Raw genomic sequence first — 22,398 nt, 5'->3', positions numbered from 1 at the left:
CCGAACCGGCTCGGTCGGGTACCTCGCGAGCTGCAAGAAGCGCGGTCTCGAGCTTTGACATTCGCGGCCCCGACGACGCAGAGGGCCGCTACTGATCAGCTTTGATCTGATTTACGGAAGTCGCCCGCGCGGTACTCGATGTGACTGGCCTTGGCCGTGATGAGGTCGACGGGGTGATCCGCGGTGGCCGTGCGCGCGGTCACCCCGGTCGGGTGCGCACCGCGACGTGGCGTGCGTTGTTCAGCCACGGCGGCGGGCACGCAGCACCATCTTGAGTAACTCGCCGGTGATCAGGATGGTGGAGGCGACGGCGGTGCAGGTCAGCCACTGCCCTGGGGTGAGGTCGGTGGTGGCGAACAGGTGGTGTGCGACATCGAGCTGCACGATGACGGCGAGCAGTGCCACGACGAGGCCGGTGGCAGCGAGCGCGGATCGGTTGTGCAGAGTTTCAGGGCTGAACACGCTGCGGATGTCGGATCGGACGTTGAGCAGGTTGAAGGCCTGGAACAGCACGAAGGTTACGAACGCCATGGTGCCGGCGGTCGGCGCCCGGCCGAGTTCGGGCGCAGGCCCTGGCGCCCAGACGAGGACGGCCAGGGTGCCGCCTGCCATGACGGTGCTGGCGAGCAGGACCCGCAGTAGCCGTCGCCGGTTGAGGATGTGTTCGTTGCGGCGGCGGGGCGGCTGGCGCATCGCGTCGGGGCTGACCGGGTCGACACCGAGCGACATTGCGGGCGGCCCGTCCATGACCAGGTTGACGAAAAGGATCTGCAGCGCGGTGAACGGTGCGCCGCCGGCGATGCCGGTCAGTGACGCGATCAGGAAGGTCATGACGAAGCCGAGCGCGGTGGAGACCTGGAAGCGGGTGAAGTTGACGATGTTGGCGTACACGCCGCGGCCTTCGCGTACAGCCGTCACGATGGTGGCGAAGTTGTCGTCGGTCAGGACCATGGTGGCGGCTTCCTTCGTCACCTCCGTCCCGGTCTTGCCCATTGCCACGCCGATGTCGGCCTTGCGCAGCGCGGGGGCGTCGTTGACGCCGTCGCCGGTCATCGCGGTCACCTCGCCGCGCTGCTGAAGCGCGCTCACGATCCGGATCTTGTGGCTGGGTGATACCCGGGCGACGACCCCGATGTCGTCGAGTTCGCGGGCGAGGTCGCTGTCGTCGGTGATGGTGTCGAGGTCGGTGCCGGTCACCGCCCGGCCGGGGATGCCGATCTCGGCGGCGATCGCGGCGGCGGTGGCGGCGTGGTCGCCGGTGAGCATCCGGACCCTGATCCCTGCGTCACGGCATTGCTGGATGGCCTGTTCGGCTTCCGGGCGTGGCGGGTCGACGATGCCGGCGAGAGCAATCAGGACCAGTCGATCGAGCATGTCCTTGGGGTCCTGGGGCGGTGCGAAGTCGTCGGCGGGGAAATCCTGAACGGCGACGGCCATCACCCGCATGCCTTGCCCGGCGATGTCCGCGTTCGCTCGATCGTGGCGTTGCCGGGCGGCGGCGTCGAACGGCAGGACGTGGCCTGTGTCGCCTAGGTAGCCGCCGGCCCGGGCGGCGAGCACGTCCGGGGCTCCCTTGACGAAGCAGCGGATGACCTCGCGGCCTTGCTCGTCGGTCCAGTCATGGAAGGTGGCCATGAATTTGTAGTCGGAGTCGAACGGGATGTCGAGCACGCGGGGGTGCTGTTTGCGTAGTGCGGTGACGTCGATGCCGCCTTTGGCGGCGAGCACGACCAGCGCGCCTTCGGTGGGGTCTCCTACTATGTCGTCGTCGCGGAGCACGGCGTCGCTACACAGGGCCATCGGTACCAGCGCCGGGTCGAGAGGTCCGTGCGGTGAGGCGCCGTCGGCGTCGATGCGTCCGTCGGTGGAGTAGCCCTCGCCCGAGATCCGGTATCGGCGGCCGGACATCAGCAGTTCGCGGGCCGTCATCTGATTGAGGGTCAGGGTGCCGGTCTTGTCGGTGCAGATCTGTGTGGTGCCGCCCAGGGTCTCCACCGACGCGAGCCTTTTGACGATCGCGCCCCGTTTGGCGAGCCGGCCGGTGCCCATCGCCAGGGTGAACGCCACCACGGCGGGCAGCCCTTCGGGGATGGCCGCGACCGCGAGGGAGACAGCGGTGATGAACAGGTCGTCGAAGGGCTGCCCACGGAGCAGGCCGAGGGCGAACACGACGACGATGACTCCGCCGGCGATGAATGCCAGCGTGCGGCTGAGCGCGTCGATCTGCTGCTGCAGCGGTGTCGAGGAGGGTTTCGCCTGGTGCAGCATGTCGGCGATCCGGCCGGTCTCGGTGCCCATTCCGGTCGCGGTGATCAGCACCTCGCCGTGGCCGCGGGTGACCGCGGTGTTCATGTAGACGGTGTTCACCCGGTCGCCCAGCGGGGCGTCCTCGTCGACTGCGGCCGACGCCGACTTGGTCGACGGCTGGGCTTCACCGGTCAGCATCGACTCCTGGATCTCCAGTGAGGTCGCCGACAACAGCCGGCCGTCTGCGGGCACCCGGTCACCGGCCTCCACGACCACCACGTCACCGGGCACCAGTTCGGTGGCGTCCAGCCGGACGACACGGCCGTCGCGGCGTACGGTCGCGGTCGTCACGCTCATCCGCCGCAACGCGTCGAGCGCGGCTTCTGCCTTCGACTCCTGCACGAACCCGATCGTCGCGTTGAGCAACACGACGAATGTGATCGCGATCGGGGTCTCCCACTCCCGGCCCACCACCAGAGCCACCACCGCGGCGACCAGAAGGATGATGATCAGGAGATCCTGGAACTGCCGCAGGAACGCCCGCCACCGCGGCTGTTTCGGCACCTCGTCGAGCTGATTGCGGCCGAGCCGTTTCCGCCGACGCCGGGCCTCATCGGTGGCGAGGCCGTCCGCCGAGTCTGCGTTCAGTTCTTCCAGAAGATCGGCGACCGCCCGTGCATGCCATCCGGTCGCGGTCGCCGGGGAAGGGGCTTCAGCGGGCATCTCGGCTCCGTTCAGACCATTGCAGAATGCCTATCCGGGCGGCCCTCCGGGCCGTGATCAACCGTACGGGGGTACGACGCCGTGCCTGTACGCGGGCGAGGCAACCGCAACAGCGGCCCTGGCCAGGTTCGCAGCAGGCGTGCTGATGGCATGTCACACCGGCACCCACAAGCCTCCATGACGGATACCGACGGGTAAGATCACGACGCCATGGTGACCGGCTCGCGACCGATCAGCCGCAGCGACAGCTCAGTACACGAGTGAGAACTGGCTACGGCGATATACGCGAAGCTGCGGAGAGGACGTGCGTCATGAACGGATCAGTCGTAACGAAGGCCTTGGTCGCCTACGACGGGTCTCCGGCCGCGAACGCCGCGATCGAGGCCGCGGCGCAAATGTTCCCGCGCGCGCACGCTCAGATCGCCTACCTGTGGACTGCGCCGTTCGCCAACGACGAGCTCCGGCGCCGGCTGCGGGCGCGTAACAGCAACCTCAACGAATTGGTCGCCGCGATCGAACGCGAAGGCGAACAGGAAGCCGCCCGTCTGGTCGCCACCGGTGTCATGCTGGCCCGCGCTGCCGGATGGGACAGCGAGCCCGTCGTGCAGCGTGCCTACGGCGGAGAAGGCCTGCACCTGGCACAGATCGCCGACGAGGCGCAGGCGGACGTGCTGATCATGGGCTCCCGCGGGCTCGGTGGCGCCAAGGCGTTCCTCGGCAGCGTGTCCGACATGGCCGTGCACTACAGCACCCGCCCGGTCCTGGTGATCCCCCAGCCGCTGCTGATCGATGAGTACGTGGCACTGCCGGACGGCCCGATCGTTGTCGGCTGGGACGGCTCCGCCGGCGCTGCCACCGCATTCGCCACGGCCCGGAACCTGTTCCCGACGCGGGACCTGCATCTCGTCGCCGTCGGCGACGACACCACCCAGCCCGCACCGCAAACCGGACCAGGCGATCAGGCGTTCACCGCGGTGCATCTGCTGAGCGGCTCCGGGCGCCAGGGCCGTGCCGTGGCCGACGCCCTGACGGTCTACGCCCGCGAGCATAAGGCCGCCGCCATCGTGGTCGGCTCACGCGGCCGTTCGGCCCCGGCCGAAATCGTCCTCGGCAGCGTCGCCATGGCGACCCTGCACCACGCCCACCGTCCTGTCCTCGTCAGCCCTCCGCTCTCCCGCAAGATCTGAACAGGCCTGATCACTCGAGCCGGCGTATCCGGCCAGCCGGGATGCCCATTCGTCGATTGCCCGGTACACCTGGGCCAGGCGCCGCTCATCGTTCGGGCCGTGTGGATCGGGTTCGAGAAACGTCAGCGCGGTACTGGCAACGCTGAGCGCCGACAGGGACCAGCGCTGCGGTGGGCCGTCGTCGAACGAGCTCACCCTCCACGGCGTCACCCGCCCCATCACCGCCGCCGTACCCGCCCGACGCGACGCCACGGGCATCGCGGTCACGGGCTCCATCCCGGCCCACTTCGCCGACTGGAACATCGCAGAACCTCGGGAGTACTGAGCGCTCGGCTCCCTCGCCGACCAAGGCTTCGCCGAGTTCCTGCTGATCCTGCACGCCAACTGAGCAGCGGCCATCGGTCACGAACCCAGCCCGGACTTCTCACCCCGATCCGGAGACATGCCCGGCCCTGTCGAACGAGCCTCTGACAAGCAGCGCCGGGTAAAGCCCGGGGGCCGGCGCCATTGATGGTGCCGGCCCCGATGATCGGCCTGGGTCAGTGCTCGGCCCAATCGCCGAGTGACCAGTCCCGGGCCTCGGGCATGTCCTCCAGGTGGTCGACCACGTACTGCTCGTGCTTGGCGAGCTGCGCCTCGCACCAGGCCTTGAGCTCGGTCGCGCCGGCCGGCAGCCGCCGGGCGTTGTTGATCGCGTCGATCACCAGGTGGTACCGCGACGCCCGGTTGCGGACCGTCATGTCGAACGGCGTGGTCGTGGTGCCCTGCTCGATGAAGCCGCGCACCCGGAACCGGTCGGCGTCCGGCCGGCCGTGCACGAGCTGGTGGATGGCGCCCGGGTAGCCGTGGAACGAGAACACCACGTCCACGTCGTCGGTGAACAGCTCACGGAACATGGTCTCGCTCATGCCGTGCGGGTGGTCCTTCGAGCGCGGCAGGGTCATGAGGTTGACCACGTTCACCACCCGGACCTTCAGCTGTGGCAGCCTCTTGGCGAGGATCTGTGCGGCGGCCACGGTCTCCATGGTCACCACGTCACCGGCGCAGGCCAGGACGATGTCGGGGTCGCTGTTGCCGTCGTCGTTGCCGGCCCAGTCCCAGATCCCGGCGCCCTTGGCGCAGTGCTCGATCGCCTGGTCCATGGTCAGCCACTGCAGCTGCGGCTGCTTGTCGATGACGATCAGGTTGACGTACGACTTCGACCGGAAGCAGTGGTCGGCGACCGACAGCAGGGTGTTCGCGTCCGGCGGCAGGTAGATCCGGGCGACGGTGCCGCGCTGGTTCAGCACCACCTGGATGAGGCCGGGGCCCTGGTGCGAGAAGCCGTTGTGGTCGTTACGCCAGGCGGTCGAGGTGAGCAGGACGTTCAGGCTGGGCACCTTGGCCCGCCACGGCAGGTGCGACGCCTCCTGCAGCCATTTGCCGTGCTGCACCGTCTGGGACGCGCTGACCATGGCGAACGCCTCGTAGGTGGCGAACATGCCGTGCCGGCCGGTCAGGTTGTAGCCCTCCAGCCAGCCGTGGCAGTTGTGCTCGGACAGCACCTCCATGACCCGGCCGCCGCGGCTGATCTTCACGTCCTCGTCGTTGACGCCCTCCATGAACGCCCGGTCGGAGACCTCGAAGATCGCACCGAGGCGGTTGCTGTTCGTCTCGTCCGGGCAGAACAGGCGGAAACTGTCCGGGTTGCGCGAGTAGATGTCGCGCATCATCTCGCCCAGCTTGCGGGTCGACTCGGCACGCCCCTCGGCCGGCCTCTTGACGTCGACCGCGTAGTCGCGGAAGTCGGGCAGATCCAGGTCCCGGGTGAGCAGGCCGCCGTTGGCGTGCGGGCTGGCGCTCATCCGCAGGTCACCGGGCGGGGCCACGTCGCGGATCAGGCCGACGGGGGCGCCGGTGGCGTCGAACAGCTCCTCCGGCCGGTAGGAGCGCAGCCATTTCTCCAGCTCCCGCAGGTGGTCCTCGTTGCCTTTCACGCCGGAGAGCGGCACCTGATGCGAGCGCCACGTGCCGGTCACCGTGATCCCGTCGATCTTGTCGGGACCGGTCCAGCCCTTCGGCGTACGCATGATGATCATTGGCCAGCGCGGGCGCGTGCCGTCCCACGTACCGTTGCGGGCCGCGCTCTGGATACTCTTGATCTTCCCCCAGGCCTCGGCGAGGGTCGCGGCGAACCGGTGGTGCATGCCGGGCAGGTCGGAACCCTCGACCTCCAGCACCTCGTAGCCGTGGCCCTCGAGGAGCTTGCGCACCTCGGCCGGGTCCTTGCGGGCCAGCACGGTCGGGCCGGCGATCTTCGCGCCGTTGAGGTGCAGGATCGGCAGCACCGCGCCGTCGTGCTCCGGGTTGATGAAGGAAATGCCCTTCCAGGAGCCCTCCAGCGGCCCGGTCTCGGCCTCACCGTCACCGACGACCGCGATCGCCAGCAGGTCCGGGTTGTCCATCACCGCGCCGAACGCGTGCACCAGCACGTATCCGAGCTCGCCGCCCTCGTGGATCGAGCCGGGCGTGGTCACCGAGACGTGGCTGGGGATGCCGCCGGGCGAGGAGAACTGCCGGAACAGCCGCAGCAGGCCGCCGGAGTCCAGGCTCACCTTCGGGTACACCTCGGAGTAGGTGCCCTCCAGATAGCCGGCGGCCACCAGCGCCGGGCCGCCGTGCCCCGGCCCGGCCAGGTAGATCGACTGCTGCCCGGTCTGCTTGATCAGCCGCGACACATGGGCGTAGATGAACGACAGTCCCGGGCTGGTGCCCCAGTGGCCGAGCAGGCGCGGCTTGATATGCTCGCTGGTGAGCGGCTCCCGCAGCAGCGGATTGCCCTGCAGGTAGATCTGGCCGATGGTCAGGTAGTTGTTCGCACGCCACCAGGCGTCCAGCCCGGCCACCTCGGCGTCGTCCGGCGCGGCGAGTCTGCGCACCAGTTCCTGCTGGTCGCTCGGGGCGGTCCGGTGGTCCGAAACGGCGGTCACAGACATGGTCCTCTCCTGTGCGATGACATCTCGATCGGATGCTATTGCCGTGCTCGGTGGCTCGCAGTCGAAGTCTGGCTTCCTGGCCGGTGCCGACAGGTCGTGTCGCAGCTCAGGGCGGTGCAAGGACCGAATCTTCTCGGTGAACGCTCGGGCGGGCCGCATAGCGGGTGATGCCCGGCCAAGTGGTGCCGCTCGCAGGCCATGGCCGGTGGCCAGAGCGGCCGGCCATGCCGACCGCTACGAGGGTGCGGCCCACGGCGCCCGACCGTAGTGAGGGCGGCTCAGTCGGTGTCCGCCTGCCACAGGTCCGGACCGAACACCTCGTACTGGATGTCGTGAACGGAAACTCCGCGAGCGAGCAGGTGTGAGCGGATCGCCTGCATGAACGGAATCGGTCCGCACAGGTAGTAGACGGCGCTACCGGGCAGGTCCACGCCGGTCAGGTCCATCATGCCGGCGTTGGTGCTGGTGACGGGTAGTTCGCTGCCGGAGCCGTCCTCGTACCAGACGTGCATCGCGGATCCCGGCAGCCGGGCCAGGTCGGCGGCGACCTGGCGGCGCAGCGGGAACGAGGCTTCGTTCGCGTCGGCGTGCAGCAGGGTCACCTTCAGGCGGGAACCGGCCGCGACCAGGTGCGAGATCATGCCGGCCATCGGGCTGATTCCGATTCCCGCGCTGACGAATACCACTGGTCGGCCGCCGTCGTCGAGTACGACATCGCCGTACGGGACGCTCATGGTCAGTTCGTCGCCGACCCGGATGTGATCGTGCAGCAGCGTCGACACCTCACCGTCGGGTTTCCCGCCGCCGTGCACCCGTTTGACGGCGAAGTAGCGGTGTTCACCGTCGTCGGCGCGGGTCAGGCTGAACTGGCGGGGTTGCCGGATTCCGTCCGGCATCAGCACGTTGACGGTGATGTACTGGCCGGGCAGTGACGTCTTGACCGGCCGGTCGTCGATGCGTTGCATGACGAACAAGGTGACGTCGGTGGTCTCCGGGATCTTCTGAGCGACCCGCCACTGCCGCCACACCCGTGCCGCGGTCACTCCCCGGGCGCTGTACAGGCCGCGTTCCTGATGGATCAGCGCGTAGGCCATCAGCCAGTACACCTCGTCCCAGGCGGCCGCGACGTCCTCGGTGACGGCGTCGCCGAGCACGTCGCTGATGGCCCACATGAGGTTGTCGCGCACGGTCTGGTACTGATCCGCGCGGATGCCCAGTGATGCGTGCTTGTGCGCGATGCGGGTGAGCAGCCGTTCCGGCAGTTGTTGCGGACTCTTGATCAGCGCGGTGGCGAACACGGCCACCGAGCCGGCGAGGGCCTTGGGCTGGCTGCCTTCGGCCTGGTTCCCGCGGTTGAACACGCCGTCCTGCAGCTCTGGGTGCTCAGCGAACATGTGGGCGTAGAACCGGTTCGCGATCTCCTCGATGTAGGCGCCGACGACTGGCAGCGTGGCCTCGACGATGGGGCGCGCCTTGTCCGACAGCACGGTGGACCTCCCGGGAAGTAGGGGGCGGCCATCCCCCGACACGCGGTCGGAGGTGCCGGCCTGGTGGGTGTCGTATGTCCGCGCGGCGCAGGATGCCTGGCGTGACGCGCTCGCCCGAAACGGATCTTGTCCCCGACATTAATCAGGATCCGGTCGACAGCGGATGGATCGGGAAACGTGGGGCCCATCGGCACCGTAACTTGGGCCGAAGGGCCCGCCGTCGAGAAGTCCGACCCCGAAGCCAGACCGGAGGATGACGCCTCGCCCGATCATCGGCAGCGGGTGTCGACCAGCGTCGCATGGCGAACGTGCGTGCGAAAAACGCCCTGAGTGCTGCGCCCTATGGCCCGGCCGAGCATGGCGTCGAGCGAGCCCCGACCGGCTGCTTGCCGAATCGGGACCTTCGGCCCAGGCATTCTCGGCAAGATCGTAGTGGAGTGGTAGAGGCCGGTTGTTCGAGTTGCGTCAATGTGTTGCGGCTACCAATGTGGCTTTCAGAGTCATTAGCGAGGGAACGAGGGCAGATGGCGAGCGCGACCGAAACCGCGGGACGGGCGTTACTGGCGGTCGGTGGGTTGGTGCGGCGGGCGGAGGTGTCCGGCGACGGGCGGACGCTGCACCAGATCGGCGGCCGGGAGGCGGACAGTTTCTACCGGGATCGCTGGTCCTACGACAAGGTGGTGCGTTCGACGCACGGGGTGAACTGCACCGGGTCGTGCTCGTGGAAGGTGTACGTCAAGGACGGCATCATCACGTGGGAGCAGCAGCAGACCGACTACCCGAGCGTGGGTGCGGACCGGCCGGAGTACGAGCCGCGAGGCTGTCCGCGCGGTGCCGCGTTCTCCTGGTACACGTATTCGCCGACCCGGGTGCGGTACCCGTACGCCCGTGGTGTGCTGGTGGAGATGTTCCGCGAGGCCAAGCGCCGCCTGGGCGGCGACCCGGTCGCGGCGTGGGCGGACATCCAGGCCGACCCGGTGCGCCGGCGCCGCTATCAGCAGGCCCGGGGCAAGGGCGGTCTGGTGCGGGTGTCGTGGGACGAGGCGCAGGAGATCGTCGCCGCCGCGCACGTGCACACCATTGCGGAACATGGGCCGGACCGGGTCGCGGGGTTCTCACCGATCCCGGCGATGTCGATGGTGTCGCACGCGACCGGCGCCCGGTTCCTGTCGTTGATCGGCGGGTCCATGCTGTCGTTCTACGACTGGTACGCCGACCTGCCGGTCGCGTCGCCGCAGATGTTCGGCGACCAGACCGACGTGCCCGAGTCGGGCGACTGGTGGGACGCCTCCTACCTGGTGATGTGGGGTTCGAACGTCCCGGTGACGCGGACCCCGGATGCGCACTGGATGGCGGAGGCGCGCTACCGGGGGCAGAAGGTCGTCGTGGTGTCGCCGGACTATGCCGACAACGTGAAGTTCGCTGATGAGTGGCTGCCCGCGCAGCCGGGCACCGACGGCGCGCTGGCGATGGCGATGGGCCACGTGATCCTCAAGGAGTTCTTCGTCGAGAAGACCACGCCGCGGTTCGTCGACTATGTGTCGCGCTACACCGACCTGCCCTATCTGGTCGCTCTGGAGCCGGTCGAGGGCGGCGGTTACCGGCCGGGCAAGTTCGTCACGGCAGCGGACCTGGGCGAGACGGACGCCGAGGCGGCGTTCCGGCCGGTGTTGTGGGATTCCGACACCGACGCGGTGGCGGTGCCCGGTGGTTCGTTGGGGGACCGGTTCAGTGAAGCCGGAGTCGGCAAGTGGAATCTCGATCTCGGTGACATCGTCCCGCGGCTCAGCTGCGCAGGCGGGGACGGCGTCGAGGTCGTGTTGCCGCGCTTCGACAACGACGTTCCGGAGCTGATGCGACGCGGCGTGCCCACGGCCCGGGTCGCCGGCAAGCTGGTGACGACGGTCTTCGACCTGATGCTCGCCCAGTACGGTGTCACCCGGCCGGGTCTGCCGGGCACCTGGCCGAGCGGCTACGACGACGCGGACGTGCCGTACACGCCGGCGTGGCAGGAGCCGATCACCGGCGTACCCGGCGCGGCGGTGGCCCGTATCGGCCGGGAGTTCGCCGACAACGCCGAACGCTCCGGCGGCCGGTCGATGATCTTGATGGGAGCCGGGACCAATCACTGGTTCCACTCCGACACCACCTACCGGGCCATGCTCACCCTCACCACGCTGACCGGCTGCCAGGGCGTCAACGGCGGCGGCTGGGCGCACTACGTGGGCCAGGAGAAGTGCCGGCCGGTGACCGGCTGGGCGCATCTGGCGTTCGGGCTGGACTGGGTCCGTCCACCGCGGCAGATGATCGGCACCGCGTACTGGTACCTGCACACCGACCAGTGGCGCTACGACCAGTACAGCGCGGATGTGTTGACCTCGCCGCTGGCGAAGGGTGAGTTTGCCGGCGTTCGAGTCCCTTCGGGCGCACAAAAGATCAAGGCCGTGACCTGCGGAAACAAGGGTCACGGCCTCTTTGTTTCCCATTTTCGCCACTGAAAGTCCCATCTGGTGGGAGCGTGGTGATCGGATGGTGATCGCCTGTCGCTAGGTTGTTGCCTCCATAGTGGATTCGGCCGTTGAGCAGGACTTTCGTTCGGTGGCCATGGTCGGGCTCGATGTCATGCTCGGTTACTCTACGTAATCCCTGCATGAAGCACTCAAGGGCCGCTTGCCGGCTTGAGGACACTGTCTAGAGCCACGCGGCGGAGCCCGCGGGGAGAGTGGAAGATGAGAACCGGTTTCCGAGTGGTGCGGTTCCGGCGCCCCTGACGTCAAGCATCTGCCGGTCGGCCGCAGACCGACAAGCTCTACAAGGTGGGTTGTGCGAGGGTTGCTAAGCGGCAGATTCTCCCGCTGAGTTGGTGCCCAGCTCGGTTAACCGCAGCAGGTATGGCAACTCGTTCTGAACTGGCCCGACCCGCGACGCCGTCCGACCGGCATCGCGGGAGGACCGTGCTCGTTACCGCATCGCTCCGCCGTGCTGGAGATAGTGCAGGTCGCACAGCAGTTCTGAGAGGATCACGGGATCCAGGGCCGCGAAGTTCGGAGCTCCGGAGAGCCGCGCGTCACTGAAGGTCTGCGTCGAATCCTCGTTCGGGAACTGGACGCTGATCCCCGGGTTGAGGGGGAAGGTCAGTGCGCCCCGGCCCGGCAGGTAGCACTCCACGGTGTTCTGGATGCCTGCGTCCATCGGTGTGCTTCGCACCCACCATCCGCGCCGTTCCAGCTTCAGTAACCGGTCGACCGCGACGGACGCCCCGACGAACTCGGTCAGTCGCTGCTGGGCGGCCTGTTCCGCGGTCAACCGCCGCACCGGCCGACTCAGCTGCGGGAACGGCTGGAGGATCTCGTAGTCGGTGAACAACCGCGTCCAGGCGGTCAGGTCGGAGTCGATGTGCAGCGGGTGTGCGACTCCGATCGAGGCGTCGTCGGCCAGAGCGAGCTCTTTGTCGTCGACGTCGGCCGGGCTGCCGTCCTCGGCCACCCGGAACGCGGTGCCCACCGTCCCCTCGGCGGTGAACGTCGCCCATACCAGGCGCGACACGACGTGCCGCATCAGCGGGTGCTCGACGAGCAGTCGCCGGAACTCGTCGGCGGTCCACCGCCGCTGGACTACCATCGCCGTCTCCAGCCGGTGGATCAGGTCCGCGGCCACCGTGCGGACGTCCTTCTTCAGCCCGGCGAACGTCTTGTAGGCCGCCGGGGCGAGCGCGTCGTCGTCTCGGGCCCCGGGTTTGGGCAGGTCCTTGCGCCGCATGCCGTCGTCGTCCACCACGTAGGGCTTGAGCTGCTCGTCGAAGCCCACCACGAAGCGGCGCGGTCCGTAGTCGAGGGTGAGTCGGCCCTGGGCGTCCAACCCGAAGTCGGGCACCAGCCGGTCAGCCAGTTGCTCGGCGGTGAGGCCCAGTTCCCCGGCGACGACGTCGATCCGCTCCCGTGCGGCGTGCTTCAGTCCGGCGAACTTCGTCTTCTGCGCGATGCTGTGCAGGTGCATGAGCGCCACCTCGGAGCTGATCTCCCGGAGCACGTCGAGGCCGGTCACGGCGCGAGCGTGACCGCCTTCGCCGGGCCAGGCGCGGATGATCGGCGTGAGTCGGCGGACCGTGTCGTCGTCACCGGTCAGCGCCAGCGCTTCCAAGGCCCAGCCGTACTTCGACGGGCGCCCGGCCGATTCCCAACTCTGGAACAGCGACCAGCCGAACTCGGCCAGCGAGGCCCGGTCGAGGGTCTCCCGCACGATGGCGACACCCGGATACGGCGTGCCGATGCGGGACAACGCCAGCATGGTGCACAGGTGCTGCATGGCTGCGGGCGGCAACGCATGGCGGCGGCCGAGCAGCAGGACCGGGGTGAGCGCCGCGGCGTCACCGGCCCACGCTGGCAGGTCCGGCATCCGCTTCGGCAGGATCTCGACCGGGTCGATCGACAGCAGCGATTCCACGGCCGTGGTGGCGGCGGGACCGTAGGCGGCCGCGGCACCGCGGACGATGTCCTCATGTCCCGTCGCGGCCACCGTCCGCAGCGCGTGCTCCGCGGCGCGGCGTGCCGCACCGGCCGGACCGGCCGCGGCGGGTACCAGCTCGCGGGCCGCCGACTCCGGGTGCTGACGCAGCCAGGACACCGCGATGCGCCGCACCGATTTCCCGCCACCCAGCCATTCCGCCATCAGGGTCGCGACGTCGAGTCCTTCGGCGGGAAGCAGCAGGGAGCCGTAGAGGTCCGGCAGGTCCATGAGGCGGGCGCAATGCACCAGCACCGGCACGGCCTCCACATCGAACCGGGCGAGCAGGCGGGGCATGGTCCGCCGCGGGGACCAGAAATTCGCCGGCCGCCAGCGAGCCAGAAACTCGTCCGTCATCGACCGCGGAGCATCGGTGAAGAACTGCTCCTCGTCGGCCGGATGCTGCCAGCGTCCCTCGCGCAGGTTCGCCGCCGTACGCTCCCACCGCTCCGGGCCGCTCAGCGGCGCTTCGTTCTCGAACTGCGCCAGTTGCGCCTCACGTTCGCCGGGAAGCCAGCACACCCGGGTGACGTCGGGCGGGGTGAGGCCGCCGACCACGATCGGAGTGACCACCTTGCGCGCCCTGGTCCACGGCGGCGACGCCAGTAGCGGATGCAGCAGCTCGGCCGGTGCGGACGGCAGTGTCGACAGCGACGCGAGGATCGGCTCGATCTGCCGGCGGGAGGCTTCCGGCAGCACGGGCAGCGCCGCACGTGCGATCGCCGGATGCGCGGTCACACGCCGGTGCAGCAGTTCGGTGATACGCCGGTGGCTGCCCGGGGCATCAGCCGCGAGCCCGAGCAGGCGCAGGGCACGCACCGGGAACCGCTCCGCGGCCTCCAACAGCGCGGGCTCCGTCAGGTCGTCGTCGGCATGGCGTACCAGCGCCTCGAACGCTTCGTCGGTGGGAATCAGCGTCAGGCCGTTGAACACCGCACGCCGTTCATCGGTATAGCCGTCCTTGCCCACCAGTTCGAGCAGACGAGCCCCCACCGCCGGCCCGATCACATCGAGGACCGTGGTCAGCAGGCCGAGCGACTGCGTCATGTCGAACGCGCGGACGTAAGGGCTGATCCGATCCCACTCCTGCGGGGTGGACACCACGAACGCGGCCAGCGAGTTGTTGCGCAAGTCCGCCGGACAGTCTTCGCCGAGCCACCCGGGTTCGGTGGGGAGCAGGAACGCCGCGAGCAGGTGCTGCTTCGTGGACCGGTAGGCCCCGACCGCCTCCCGAGCTTGCGCGTATGCCGTGTCGTCGGCGACGGCGAGGCGGGCCCGTACACGCTCCGCCGCCAGCCGCCACGGGGCGCCCACCCAGTAGGAGATGCGCTCATTACGGCCGAGGTGGCCGCCATGTCCGTTCTGCAGCCCGCTCAGTTCCAGGACCGCCTGTGCCGCGAAGGCCAGCCCGTGCGCGGCGATCCATCCGTCGGCGACCGCCGCTTTGATGTGCGGATGGGCGAAGACGTCCCAGGAGGCCCGCGCGGTCGCCGCGGCACCGAGTGGGGTGATCCGGCTCCCGTCGAGGAACGCACGGGCGGCGGCCACCAGTTCCGGATCGCTGCTCCTGTCCGCCAGCACCCGCTCGCGGTGATTGCGCGTCTCCGCCAGGATGGCGTCGGCCTTGACCACTGCTCCGGCCAGCGAGGGCGGCCGGGCATCCGGCCGTCCGCCGCGCCGCGGCCGGATCCTGCGCACCCACGCATCGGGAAGGACGAACGTATCCTCGTCCGGAAGCTCGACCGACTCGTCTTTCACCGGTTCGTCCTGCACTGGCTCGTCGTGGATCGGCGCGTTGTGCACCGGCCCGGCCGCGCGTGCGGGACCGGCTGCGATGGGCGGTGCGGCTGGCTCGGTGGCGGAGGTTACCTCCAGGTAGCCCTTGTTGACCTTTTCCGTGATCAAGGCGGCCAAGTGCAGATTCGCCGCCTCCTCGGTGGCGAGCTGTTTCACCCGTGTCTGCCCGGCGGTGCCGACGCGCCCGAACTGGACTGTGACGGCGACACCCTTCTGCGAGACCTGCCAGAACTTCGCGGATTCCGCGCTCCGGTGCTCGAAACTGCGCACCCGACCTCCCCAACTCGATGGACGATGGGCGGCACAATATCGATGGGTTACGACAAAACAGATTCAACCCTCGTCATCGGCAAGGATCGGGGCGGGTCACGGTGACCGCGTCAACGGCCTCGCCCGTTGTGCACAGCACGGTGCCGATCCCGGGCCATCTCGCGTAGTCCCTGCTCGCTGGACTGCGAGACCACGTCGGTGACCAGCACGACCCGCTAGGGTCTACCTCTTAGATCATCGCGGCGATCACGGATCTCGATCGTTGATGTGGTGTGGCGCGTGGTGATCTGACGAATCAGGAGTGGGCTGTGCTGGCCCTCGACGCGCTGAAGATGACAATCTAGTACGGCGAAAACCACGTTGCTGAGCTGCGCGGACTCCTACACCACTCGGTCCGCGAAGTCCAAGATCGAGCGACTCGATACAGCCGGAGACTCGCCGACGCTGGCACTGTTGCCTCAGTCGGCTCGAAGTGCGCCTCGCTAGATAACGCGATGGCGAGGCGTTCAACTCCCTGTTCAAGGCCGAGCTTATCCGCAGCAAAGGCCCGTAGGGACGAGCCTTCGGAATGCCGGTCGGGGCCGGTCGAGGGGGGTGGGCAGCACGCCAGCGCCGTCGAGAGCGGAGTGGATTTCGCCGCGGGCGTAGGCGACGCCCGCCGGAGGCGATGATCCGTCGGTTGTTGCCGGGCATGGACCCGGAGCTACCGACTGCGGTGATCGGTGTCTTGTTCGCCGGTCGGGCCACCGCCACCACCTCGACGGCTGGCTGTGAACAGCCGCCGACGGGCAAGCGGCGCAGCGATCCGCTGCGCTGGGGCGCGGAGGTGACGTGGGCGGCGGCAGAGCGGATACAGGGACGCCTGGCGCCGCCGGTCAATCCAGATCTGTCAGCATGACGTTCGTGGATCACTACGGGCTTCTGCGGCGAGCCGCGACCGACGCGGGTTTCACCGAGACCGAGACGGCGACGTTCGCCGAGCTGCTGCGCTTCTCCATCTGGACCAATCAGCAGCACAACGGCGAGATCGTGGCGCATCCTCGGGGGCTCCCGGCCGGGCAGCTCGCCGATATGCTCGTCGGTCGGGCCGGCGGCCTGCCGCAGCTGCCGGTCGGCACGCCGTGGCCCACCGACCCGGAGGGCTACCCGCTGCCGTTCATCGCGTCCTTCGACTGTGCCGCGCTGCCGCGGGTCGAGCGCCTACCGCTACCGCCGGACGGCGCCCTGCTGGTGTTCCTGCATCACGAAGAGGACTACGACGTCTGTGAGCGCAGCGACAAGCAGCAGTACGGGCGGCTGCTCCATGTACCGGCCAGCACGGAGACCACCGCGCAGCTGCCGGCTGACTACGCTGCCCATCCCTACTACCAGGACCGAGACTTCATCGCCCCCGAGCAGGACCTTTTCGCTGTCGTCCACGCCGACCTGCCCTCGTGGTTGACCGCCGAGGATGCGGACCTGTCCGTGTTTCAGCAGCAGCTGGCGCGCGACATGCCGCACCGTCGGGAACTGTGTGCCCTGGTCGACCGGCTCTGGCCGGCCGCCGACTTCACCGCCTTCCAGTTCGGCGGCTACTCATGGAACACCGGTGGCAGGTCCTACCGCAACCTGTACGACGATCCTGAGCTGGAGATGGCGGAGACGAAGCTTCGAGGCCACCTGACCAGCGCCGACCGCGCCCAGCAAGCCCTCCTCGTGGAACAGGAATTGCAGAGGGTCCGCCGGGAGTGGCTCCCGCTGGTGCAGTTCCGGACTCGTGACGACGTCTACTTCGGCCGCTTCATGATCCGCGCCGACGACCTCGCCGCCCAGCGGTTCGACCGCGCCATCTCCTGGACCGAGTTCACCGAATGAGCGAGGGCAGGTGGCTCTCCCGGCGGGCGGATCTCGAAGCCCTTGTCGAAAGAACACGTCAGCGACCGTTCTGGGCCGATACGCATGTTCCGGTGGGACGTGAGCCGGCGTCTATTGATCTATCTTCTCGGAATGCATTTGTCTGCTGACGAAAATCGGTGGGATACCGCGCGTGCCGACACGACTGCCTCCGGCGCCGCCACGGCCGGTTCCGCCTTTGACCAGAAAACCGTTGCCTCGTACGAGGTACCGTTGCACCCGTCGTTCCCCGCGCCGGTGACAGCGCGGCGTGCCGGGGTCCAAATGGAACCGACCCACGCAGACTTCGGCTCCGAGCCGCCGCGTACAGGGAATGTCACCATCACGGATGTCGAGCGGTCCTGGGCTGCTGGCGGTCACCTGGCCATCGGCGCCGGAGGATCGGTCGAGTTTGTGTTCGACGTGCCTGACCCGGTGGTCGTCCGGGAGGCGTGTGTTGCCCTACGGGCGCTCGCGTCGATGCTTCTCCGCGAGCCCGGATACGCGCCGCTTACCGTCAGCCTCAACGGTAAACCGTTGGCCGACCGGTTGCGGATCCCGAATGGCGGTGGTCTGCCGCAGCGTCTGGTCTTCGCGGTTCCCGCCGAGGACCTGGTCGCCGGCCAGAACACGTTGCGGATCGCCAGCGGCGCCGATGCTCGCAGCACGCTGTGGTTGTACAGGGTGACGATCGACCCCATGCACGCGCACGACCAGGCGGGCTTGGCGCTGGAACGGCAGGCCATCGCCGAGCCCGTGCTGCGGTACGCGACCGACCTCGGCGAGGTCACCATTTTCATCGACCGCGGTGAGCAAGCCCTCCTGGACCAGGTGGCGTGGGCGGACACGTCCGGCGCAGAGTACGCGATCACGTTCGAGCAACAGCAGGCTGCCTTCTACGGCTGGAGCCGGCAGCCGGGGGAGCAGCCGAGAGAGTTCCGAGGTCGGCTCGCGGGGCGTGGCTCCAGGGCCGAACAGGCTCGGCGTTTCACCACAGAGGAGGGCTGGAGCGGTGGGTGGCACCGCTCCCGGGATCTGCTCGTCGCGGTGGGTGTGACCGGCTGCGCGGTTACCAGGTTGAGCTGGCGCGACGGCCGCGGCAACAATGGAACGGTCGCTTTCGCCGACGACGGGTTCCTGGGTACGTACCAGCGCACCGGGGAAGGCCCCATCGGCTACCGCGGCCGTCCCGGCTCGTAAGCCATCGGCCGAGCGATGAAGCCCCGTACGCCGTGGATCAACGATGGTGGTACGTGCCGGGCAGCCCGGACGATCACGGCGATCCGGCAGCCGAACTCGGTGCGGCAGGACTGCCGAACTGGCCGGGGCCCGGTGTCGGTGCTGCGCGGTCGCGGCGCACTGGGTGGTAGCGGATGCGGCCGTCGTCGATCAGCTGACGCGTAAACAACGCGAGTGTCAGGGCCGGTCGGCCCGTCGGCGAGTCGGCCGGGGCCAAGGCGGTTGAGCAGGACCGGGGCCACGTCGGCGACGGCGGGCAGGTGGTCGAGGAGGACCAGGCGTTCCGAGGCGGATTCGACACAGAGGGCGGCGCCGCCCTTGGCGGGACTGATGATGGCGACGGCGGACTCGCTCGGCACCGGATCGTCGAGCACGATCACCGAGCGGGTCTGGGTAGTTGCTTCGGTCAAGAATCCCGTAAGCGCGGTGCTGACCGCATCGTCGCGATGCTCGGCGAGCCCAGTCAGTTGGCTGGCAGCGAACTGGTGTGGGTGCGCGCCAGCATCGGCGTGGCGATCGCGAGCGCCGAGAACCGGACGCCGCCGGCCTCCTGCACGGGGCTGACCAAGCCATGTACGCGGCCAAATGCGCGGGCAAAGGGTCCTTCCGGCTGGCCGATCTCGGCTGACCGCGCGAACCCACCGCGGTGCCGGTTCGCACAGGTCCCTCAGATGGCTCGAGATCCCGCCGATCGTGTTCCCGTCAGACCAGGCGGACCGTAACCGCACGCCCCTGAACGTCTGACCTCGGACACCAGTACGGCAGCAGCCCTGCATGCTCATGGCTGCCTCGAATTTTCCATACTCGTCCTCGACCGGGTGGAGTCGATGCTGCCGCAAGGAAAGCGTCGTATCTGCGTCGCCGGCCCGGCTCCACCCGATGTGAACGACGGTGCGCCTTGTCAGCTCTGCTCGGGAGTGAGCCGCCGGCGTATGCCGCTGAAGTGCTCGCTGAGCGCGGCGATGGATTCCTCGGCGTCGCCGGCACGGACCGCGTCGTAGACGCGACGGTGCCGTGCGGCGATTTCGGTGGGTGTCTCGTCGGCCTCGTCGAGCTCGGCATGCAGGGCGTGGTAGACGTCCCAGAATGCGGCGAGCAGTTGAATGACGAGCGGGTTGCCGAGCGGCTCGTACAGCAGTTCAACGGCGCCGTCTCCCGGCTGGCGCCACCCGGCGCGGTCGCCTCGTACTTCGGCGCCAACGGCCTGGCCCTGTCGCTGGGATCGGCGATCGGAACCACTTGCGGCGGCCTACTCCTCGACTCGCAAGGCGCTCTCCCGCACTGGGTGCCATGGGGAATCTTCGCGCTGTGGGGAGTAGCTGTCGCAGCAGCCTTCCTCTTCGGTCCCGGCCGAGTTCAGCCGACCGCGACACAGGATCAGCCATGAATCCGCGCAGGCGACCCGACGGTCGTGCGGCCGTCGTCCCGAAGTTAGGGAGGGCTGTGCCCGCAGTCGGCCGACCCCACCTGTTCCGCCGCTTTTACCGCGCCTCCACCTCCCTCGCACGGCGCATCCCCGGAACCGGACTGGGCTGGTCATCGTCCGCACCATCGTCGAACGCCACCACGGCGCGATCACCTTGGCCGATTCCGACGTCACCGGCACTACCTTCGTCATCTACCCGCCACACCACCAGAGCACTGCCCCCGGCTACCGGTCGCGATAGACGCCACCGGATCCGTGCCGACACCACCGTGCTGAGGACCTGGTCTCACGACTATCCCGGCTGGCCATCGACCGCCTGCCGGCCGATCACCCCCAACGCCCCGTCCCACACCGGAAGAGGAGCACACTCGTGACAACAACTCGCAAGCGGGCGCTGTTCACGGCACACGCGACAGCAATCGGCCTGATCGCCATGGCAACATTCAGTCCTGTCGCCGCCGCAGCAGGCGTCGATGCCGTCGAATCGGTCAACCCGCGGTTCGGCAGCGACCACGTCGACCGAGGTGTCGGCCGTCCGAAACCCACCCCCGCCCACACGTCGCCGCATCTGCCCGGCGGCCGCTTCGACCCCGCCGTCTGGGACGACTCGGAGGCGGGCGACTACGTCCGGTCCAGCAAACCCTACGTCTTGAACTTCGACGGTCTGAAGACGTTCACCGTCACCGGGAACGGCGGTGGACCACGCGACGAGCTGAAGACACCGCAGGACGCCCGGAAGGCGTCGGACGAAATCTACGAGTCCCTCTCGGCCGACATCACCTTCAACCTTGATGACGGGGTCAAGCTCATCGCCCAACAGATTCACGCGGGCAGCGGCGCCGGTTTCTCCACCCAGTTCAAGCTCTATGTCCAGGACTCCAGCGCCCTCGGAATATTCAAAGGTGAAGGCGAGGAGAATTTCGCGCTCGACGACTACCCGCGGCTTGAAGGCGTACCCAGCAACGGCGTCTTCGACGTCTACGCCCGCGTTCAGATCCCTGGCTCCGTGAGCGGCGACGGTGAGATCAACGAGAAGATCTTCGACCTCGGCACCATCAAGAGCGGAGACACGATCAAATACAAGTTCATCAACGACCACGGTGTGGTCGCCGTCCGCTCGGTCGTCGGCCGCAACAAAGTGAAATTCACCTACGACATGGCGGACTCCGCTGCGTCATACATGAAATTCGGCAGTTACGTCCAAGCCCAGGACGCCGAGAGCGGCTGCAACGTCACCAACGATCTCGACTGCGAATACCCCGGCTGGGAACCGTACGGAGAGTCCGACAACGTCGAGAAGACCGAGGAACTCTGGCGGCAGTACTTCTCCGACTCCCACATCGGCAAGGCCCGGGTCACCTTCCGAAACCTGGTGCACGTGGGCGGTCCGCTCCAGTAACCGGCCCCGGCAACCCGAGCGTCCAGGTAGGCAAGCGACAACAAGAACCGGCCGCTCACGCAGTTGACCAGCGGATCAGGCAGCGGCACTGATGGTGAGGGCTCATGGGCATGCGTACCGTCCCTCACCATCGGTCGCAACCGGAATCGCCGCAGCCCAGCACTTCCCCTGTCCCTCTGTGATGTCAAATCTGCCGACACCGTCACGGTCGCCATGGTTTATTCGGTGTTCTTCCTCCTCGGTACCGGGGAAACGTTGGCCGACACCGCCTCCGGCGCGTTCCTACCCGCCATCGTGGCACCGGACCGCCTGGCTGCCGCCAACGCCCGGTTGATGGCGACCTTCACCATCGCCAACCAGTTCGCTGCCAAGCCGCTGGGTGCGTGGCTGTTCGTGATCGCCGCCGCCGTGCCGTTCGGCGTCAACGCGTTGACCTTCGCCGTGGCCGCAGCGCTGGTGGCGACGATCAAACCGATCCCCGCGCCGCCGTCCACACCACGTCGGGGCCTGCACGCGGAGATCGCCGACGGTGTCCGCTGGCTCCGGAACCACCGCATGCTGCGCACACTCGCCGTGAGCATGGGACTGGCGAACGTCGCGTTCTGTGCCGCCTTCGCCACCCTGGTCCTCTACGCCCGGCAACGGCTGGGCCTGTCCGACGTCGGCTACGGCTTCCTACTGACCACCTTCGCCGTCGGAGGGCTGCTCGGCACCGTGCTCGCGCCGAAGCTGCAAAGGAGTTGAGGGGCCGGCACCCTGCTGCGCGCCGGCCTCGTCGTCGAGGTCATCACCCACACCACCCTGGCGATCACCACGACGCCGCTCGTCGCCGCCGCCATCCTGATCGTTTTCGGGATACACACCGTGGTCTGGGGCATCATCCGCCGCCACCGCCCTGCACGCCACCACCGGCTCCTACACCCCGGTCCTGGCCACCGTCGCCGGCTGCTGCACCGTCGCCGCGATCGCCATCGTGGGCTGCTCACGCCTCGCCCACCGCCGGAACCACACACCACCGCGTGAGAACGCCGGGCGCTGATGGCACTGTCAATCAGCACCCGGCGACGACCCGGCGCGGATTGACACGGCAAGATCTAACACACGTCCTTACCGTCAGCACTGCCGTTCCCCCGTATCCGGCGGCTGAAGAAACACTGCTCCGACTCCGACTGTTGATCGGCGTGGTACTCCGGGTGGCTATCGGATGTTGGCGACCCTTCCAGCACAACCGGAACTAAATCAGCACGTCTGCCCCTGTGGCAGCGATCCGGAT

General features: G+C 68.3%; 10 protein-coding genes and 2 pseudogenes. 7 read left to right on the top strand and 5 right to left on the bottom strand.

From position 1 onward, the window contains the following. Nucleotides 1–240 precede the first annotated feature (240 nt). On the bottom strand, nt 241–2,970 hold the full coding sequence (locus AB0F81_RS00625) for an HAD-IC family P-type ATPase (protein WP_360188768.1): 2,730 nt from the start codon (nt 2,968–2,970) through the stop codon (nt 241–243). 260 nt (nt 2,971–3,230) lie between these two features. Between AB0F81_RS00625 and AB0F81_RS00620 the strand changes: the two genes are divergently transcribed. Then, the gene (locus tag AB0F81_RS00620) at nt 3,231–4,157 is read left to right on the top strand and encodes a universal stress protein (protein ID WP_360188765.1); all 927 of its coding nucleotides are present in this window, start codon (nt 3,231–3,233) and stop codon (nt 4,155–4,157) included. 539 nt (nt 4,158–4,696) lie between these two features. Here AB0F81_RS00620 and AB0F81_RS00615 read toward each other — a convergent pair. Beyond that, on the bottom strand, nt 4,697–7,132 hold the full coding sequence (locus tag AB0F81_RS00615) for a phosphoketolase family protein (RefSeq protein ID WP_360188762.1): 2,436 nt from the start codon (nt 7,130–7,132) through the stop codon (nt 4,697–4,699). Nucleotides 7,133–7,410: 278 nt separating this feature from the next. Then, nucleotides 7,411–8,619 (bottom strand): globin domain-containing protein, encoded by a 1,209-nt coding sequence (locus AB0F81_RS00610; RefSeq protein ID WP_360188759.1) that lies wholly within the window; start codon nt 8,617–8,619, stop codon nt 7,411–7,413. A gap of 524 nt (nt 8,620–9,143) precedes the next feature. Between AB0F81_RS00610 and AB0F81_RS00605 the strand changes: the two are divergent. Beyond that, nucleotides 9,144–11,027, top strand: a pseudogene (locus AB0F81_RS00605) (molybdopterin-dependent oxidoreductase); the annotation flags it as partial. A 553-nt stretch (nt 11,028–11,580) separates the two neighbouring features. Here the strand turns inward: AB0F81_RS00605 and AB0F81_RS00600 are convergent. Then, a complete protein-coding gene (locus tag AB0F81_RS00600; RefSeq protein WP_360188756.1) occupies nt 11,581–15,189 on the bottom strand; it encodes a DUF4132 domain-containing protein in 3,609 nt (1,202 codons plus the stop codon). 667 nt (nt 15,190–15,856) lie between these two features. Between AB0F81_RS00600 and AB0F81_RS00595 the strand changes: the two genes are divergently transcribed. The 3 genes from AB0F81_RS00595 (at nt 15,857) to AB0F81_RS00585 (ending at nt 18,261) form a co-directional block, all read left to right on the top strand. Continuing rightward, the gene (locus AB0F81_RS00595; protein ID WP_360188753.1) at nt 15,857–16,087 is read left to right on the top strand and encodes a hypothetical protein; all 231 of its coding nucleotides are present in this window, start codon (nt 15,857–15,859) and stop codon (nt 16,085–16,087) included. Next, nucleotides 16,084–17,043, top strand: coding sequence for a DUF1963 domain-containing protein (locus tag AB0F81_RS00590; RefSeq protein WP_360188751.1), 960 nt, complete (start codon nt 16,084–16,086; stop codon nt 17,041–17,043). Before AB0F81_RS00595 ends, AB0F81_RS00590 begins: the two co-directional genes overlap by 4 nt. A 132-nt stretch (nt 17,044–17,175) precedes the next feature. Further along, nucleotides 17,176–18,261, top strand: coding sequence for a hypothetical protein (locus AB0F81_RS00585; protein ID WP_360188748.1), 1,086 nt, complete (start codon nt 17,176–17,178; stop codon nt 18,259–18,261). 940 nt (nt 18,262–19,201) lie between these two features. Here the strand turns inward: AB0F81_RS00585 and AB0F81_RS00580 are convergent. Beyond that, the gene (locus AB0F81_RS00580) at nt 19,202–19,435 is read right to left on the bottom strand and encodes an FCD domain-containing protein (RefSeq protein ID WP_360189059.1); all 234 of its coding nucleotides are present in this window, start codon (nt 19,433–19,435) and stop codon (nt 19,202–19,204) included. A 661-nt stretch (nt 19,436–20,096) separates the two neighbouring features. Between AB0F81_RS00580 and AB0F81_RS00575 the strand changes: the two genes are divergently transcribed. Continuing rightward, on the top strand, nt 20,097–21,125 hold the full coding sequence (locus tag AB0F81_RS00575; RefSeq protein WP_360188745.1) for a polysaccharide lyase family 7 protein: 1,029 nt from the start codon (nt 20,097–20,099) through the stop codon (nt 21,123–21,125). A 195-nt stretch (nt 21,126–21,320) separates the two neighbouring features. After that, a pseudogene (locus tag AB0F81_RS00570) lies at nt 21,321–22,007 on the top strand (MFS transporter); the annotation flags it as partial. Between the last annotated feature and the right edge of the window lie 391 nt (nt 22,008–22,398).

The organism is Actinoplanes sp. NPDC024001 (genome assembly GCF_040638955.1).
Classification (GTDB): domain Bacteria; phylum Actinomycetota; class Actinomycetes; order Mycobacteriales; family Micromonosporaceae; genus Actinoplanes.
Note: the sequence above shows the minus strand (reverse complement) of the source record. Positions and strands in the feature narration are given on the sequence as shown.

Bases quoted from the DNA above. Each gene is read 5' to 3' on its own strand.
- AB0F81_RS00625 (WP_360188768.1), bottom strand. From the start codon at position 2,970: ATGCCCGCTGAAGCCCCTTCCCCGGCGACCGCGACCGGATGGCATGCA.
- AB0F81_RS00615 (WP_360188762.1), bottom strand. From the start codon at position 7,132: ATGTCTGTGACCGCCGTTTCGGACCACCGGACCGCCCCGAGCGACCAG.
- AB0F81_RS00595 (WP_360188753.1), top strand. From the start codon at position 15,857: ATGATCCGTCGGTTGTTGCCGGGCATGGACCCGGAGCTACCGACTGCG.
- AB0F81_RS00590 (WP_360188751.1), top strand. From the start codon at position 16,084: ATGACGTTCGTGGATCACTACGGGCTTCTGCGGCGAGCCGCGACCGAC.
- AB0F81_RS00585 (WP_360188748.1), top strand. From the start codon at position 17,176: ATGCATTTGTCTGCTGACGAAAATCGGTGGGATACCGCGCGTGCCGAC.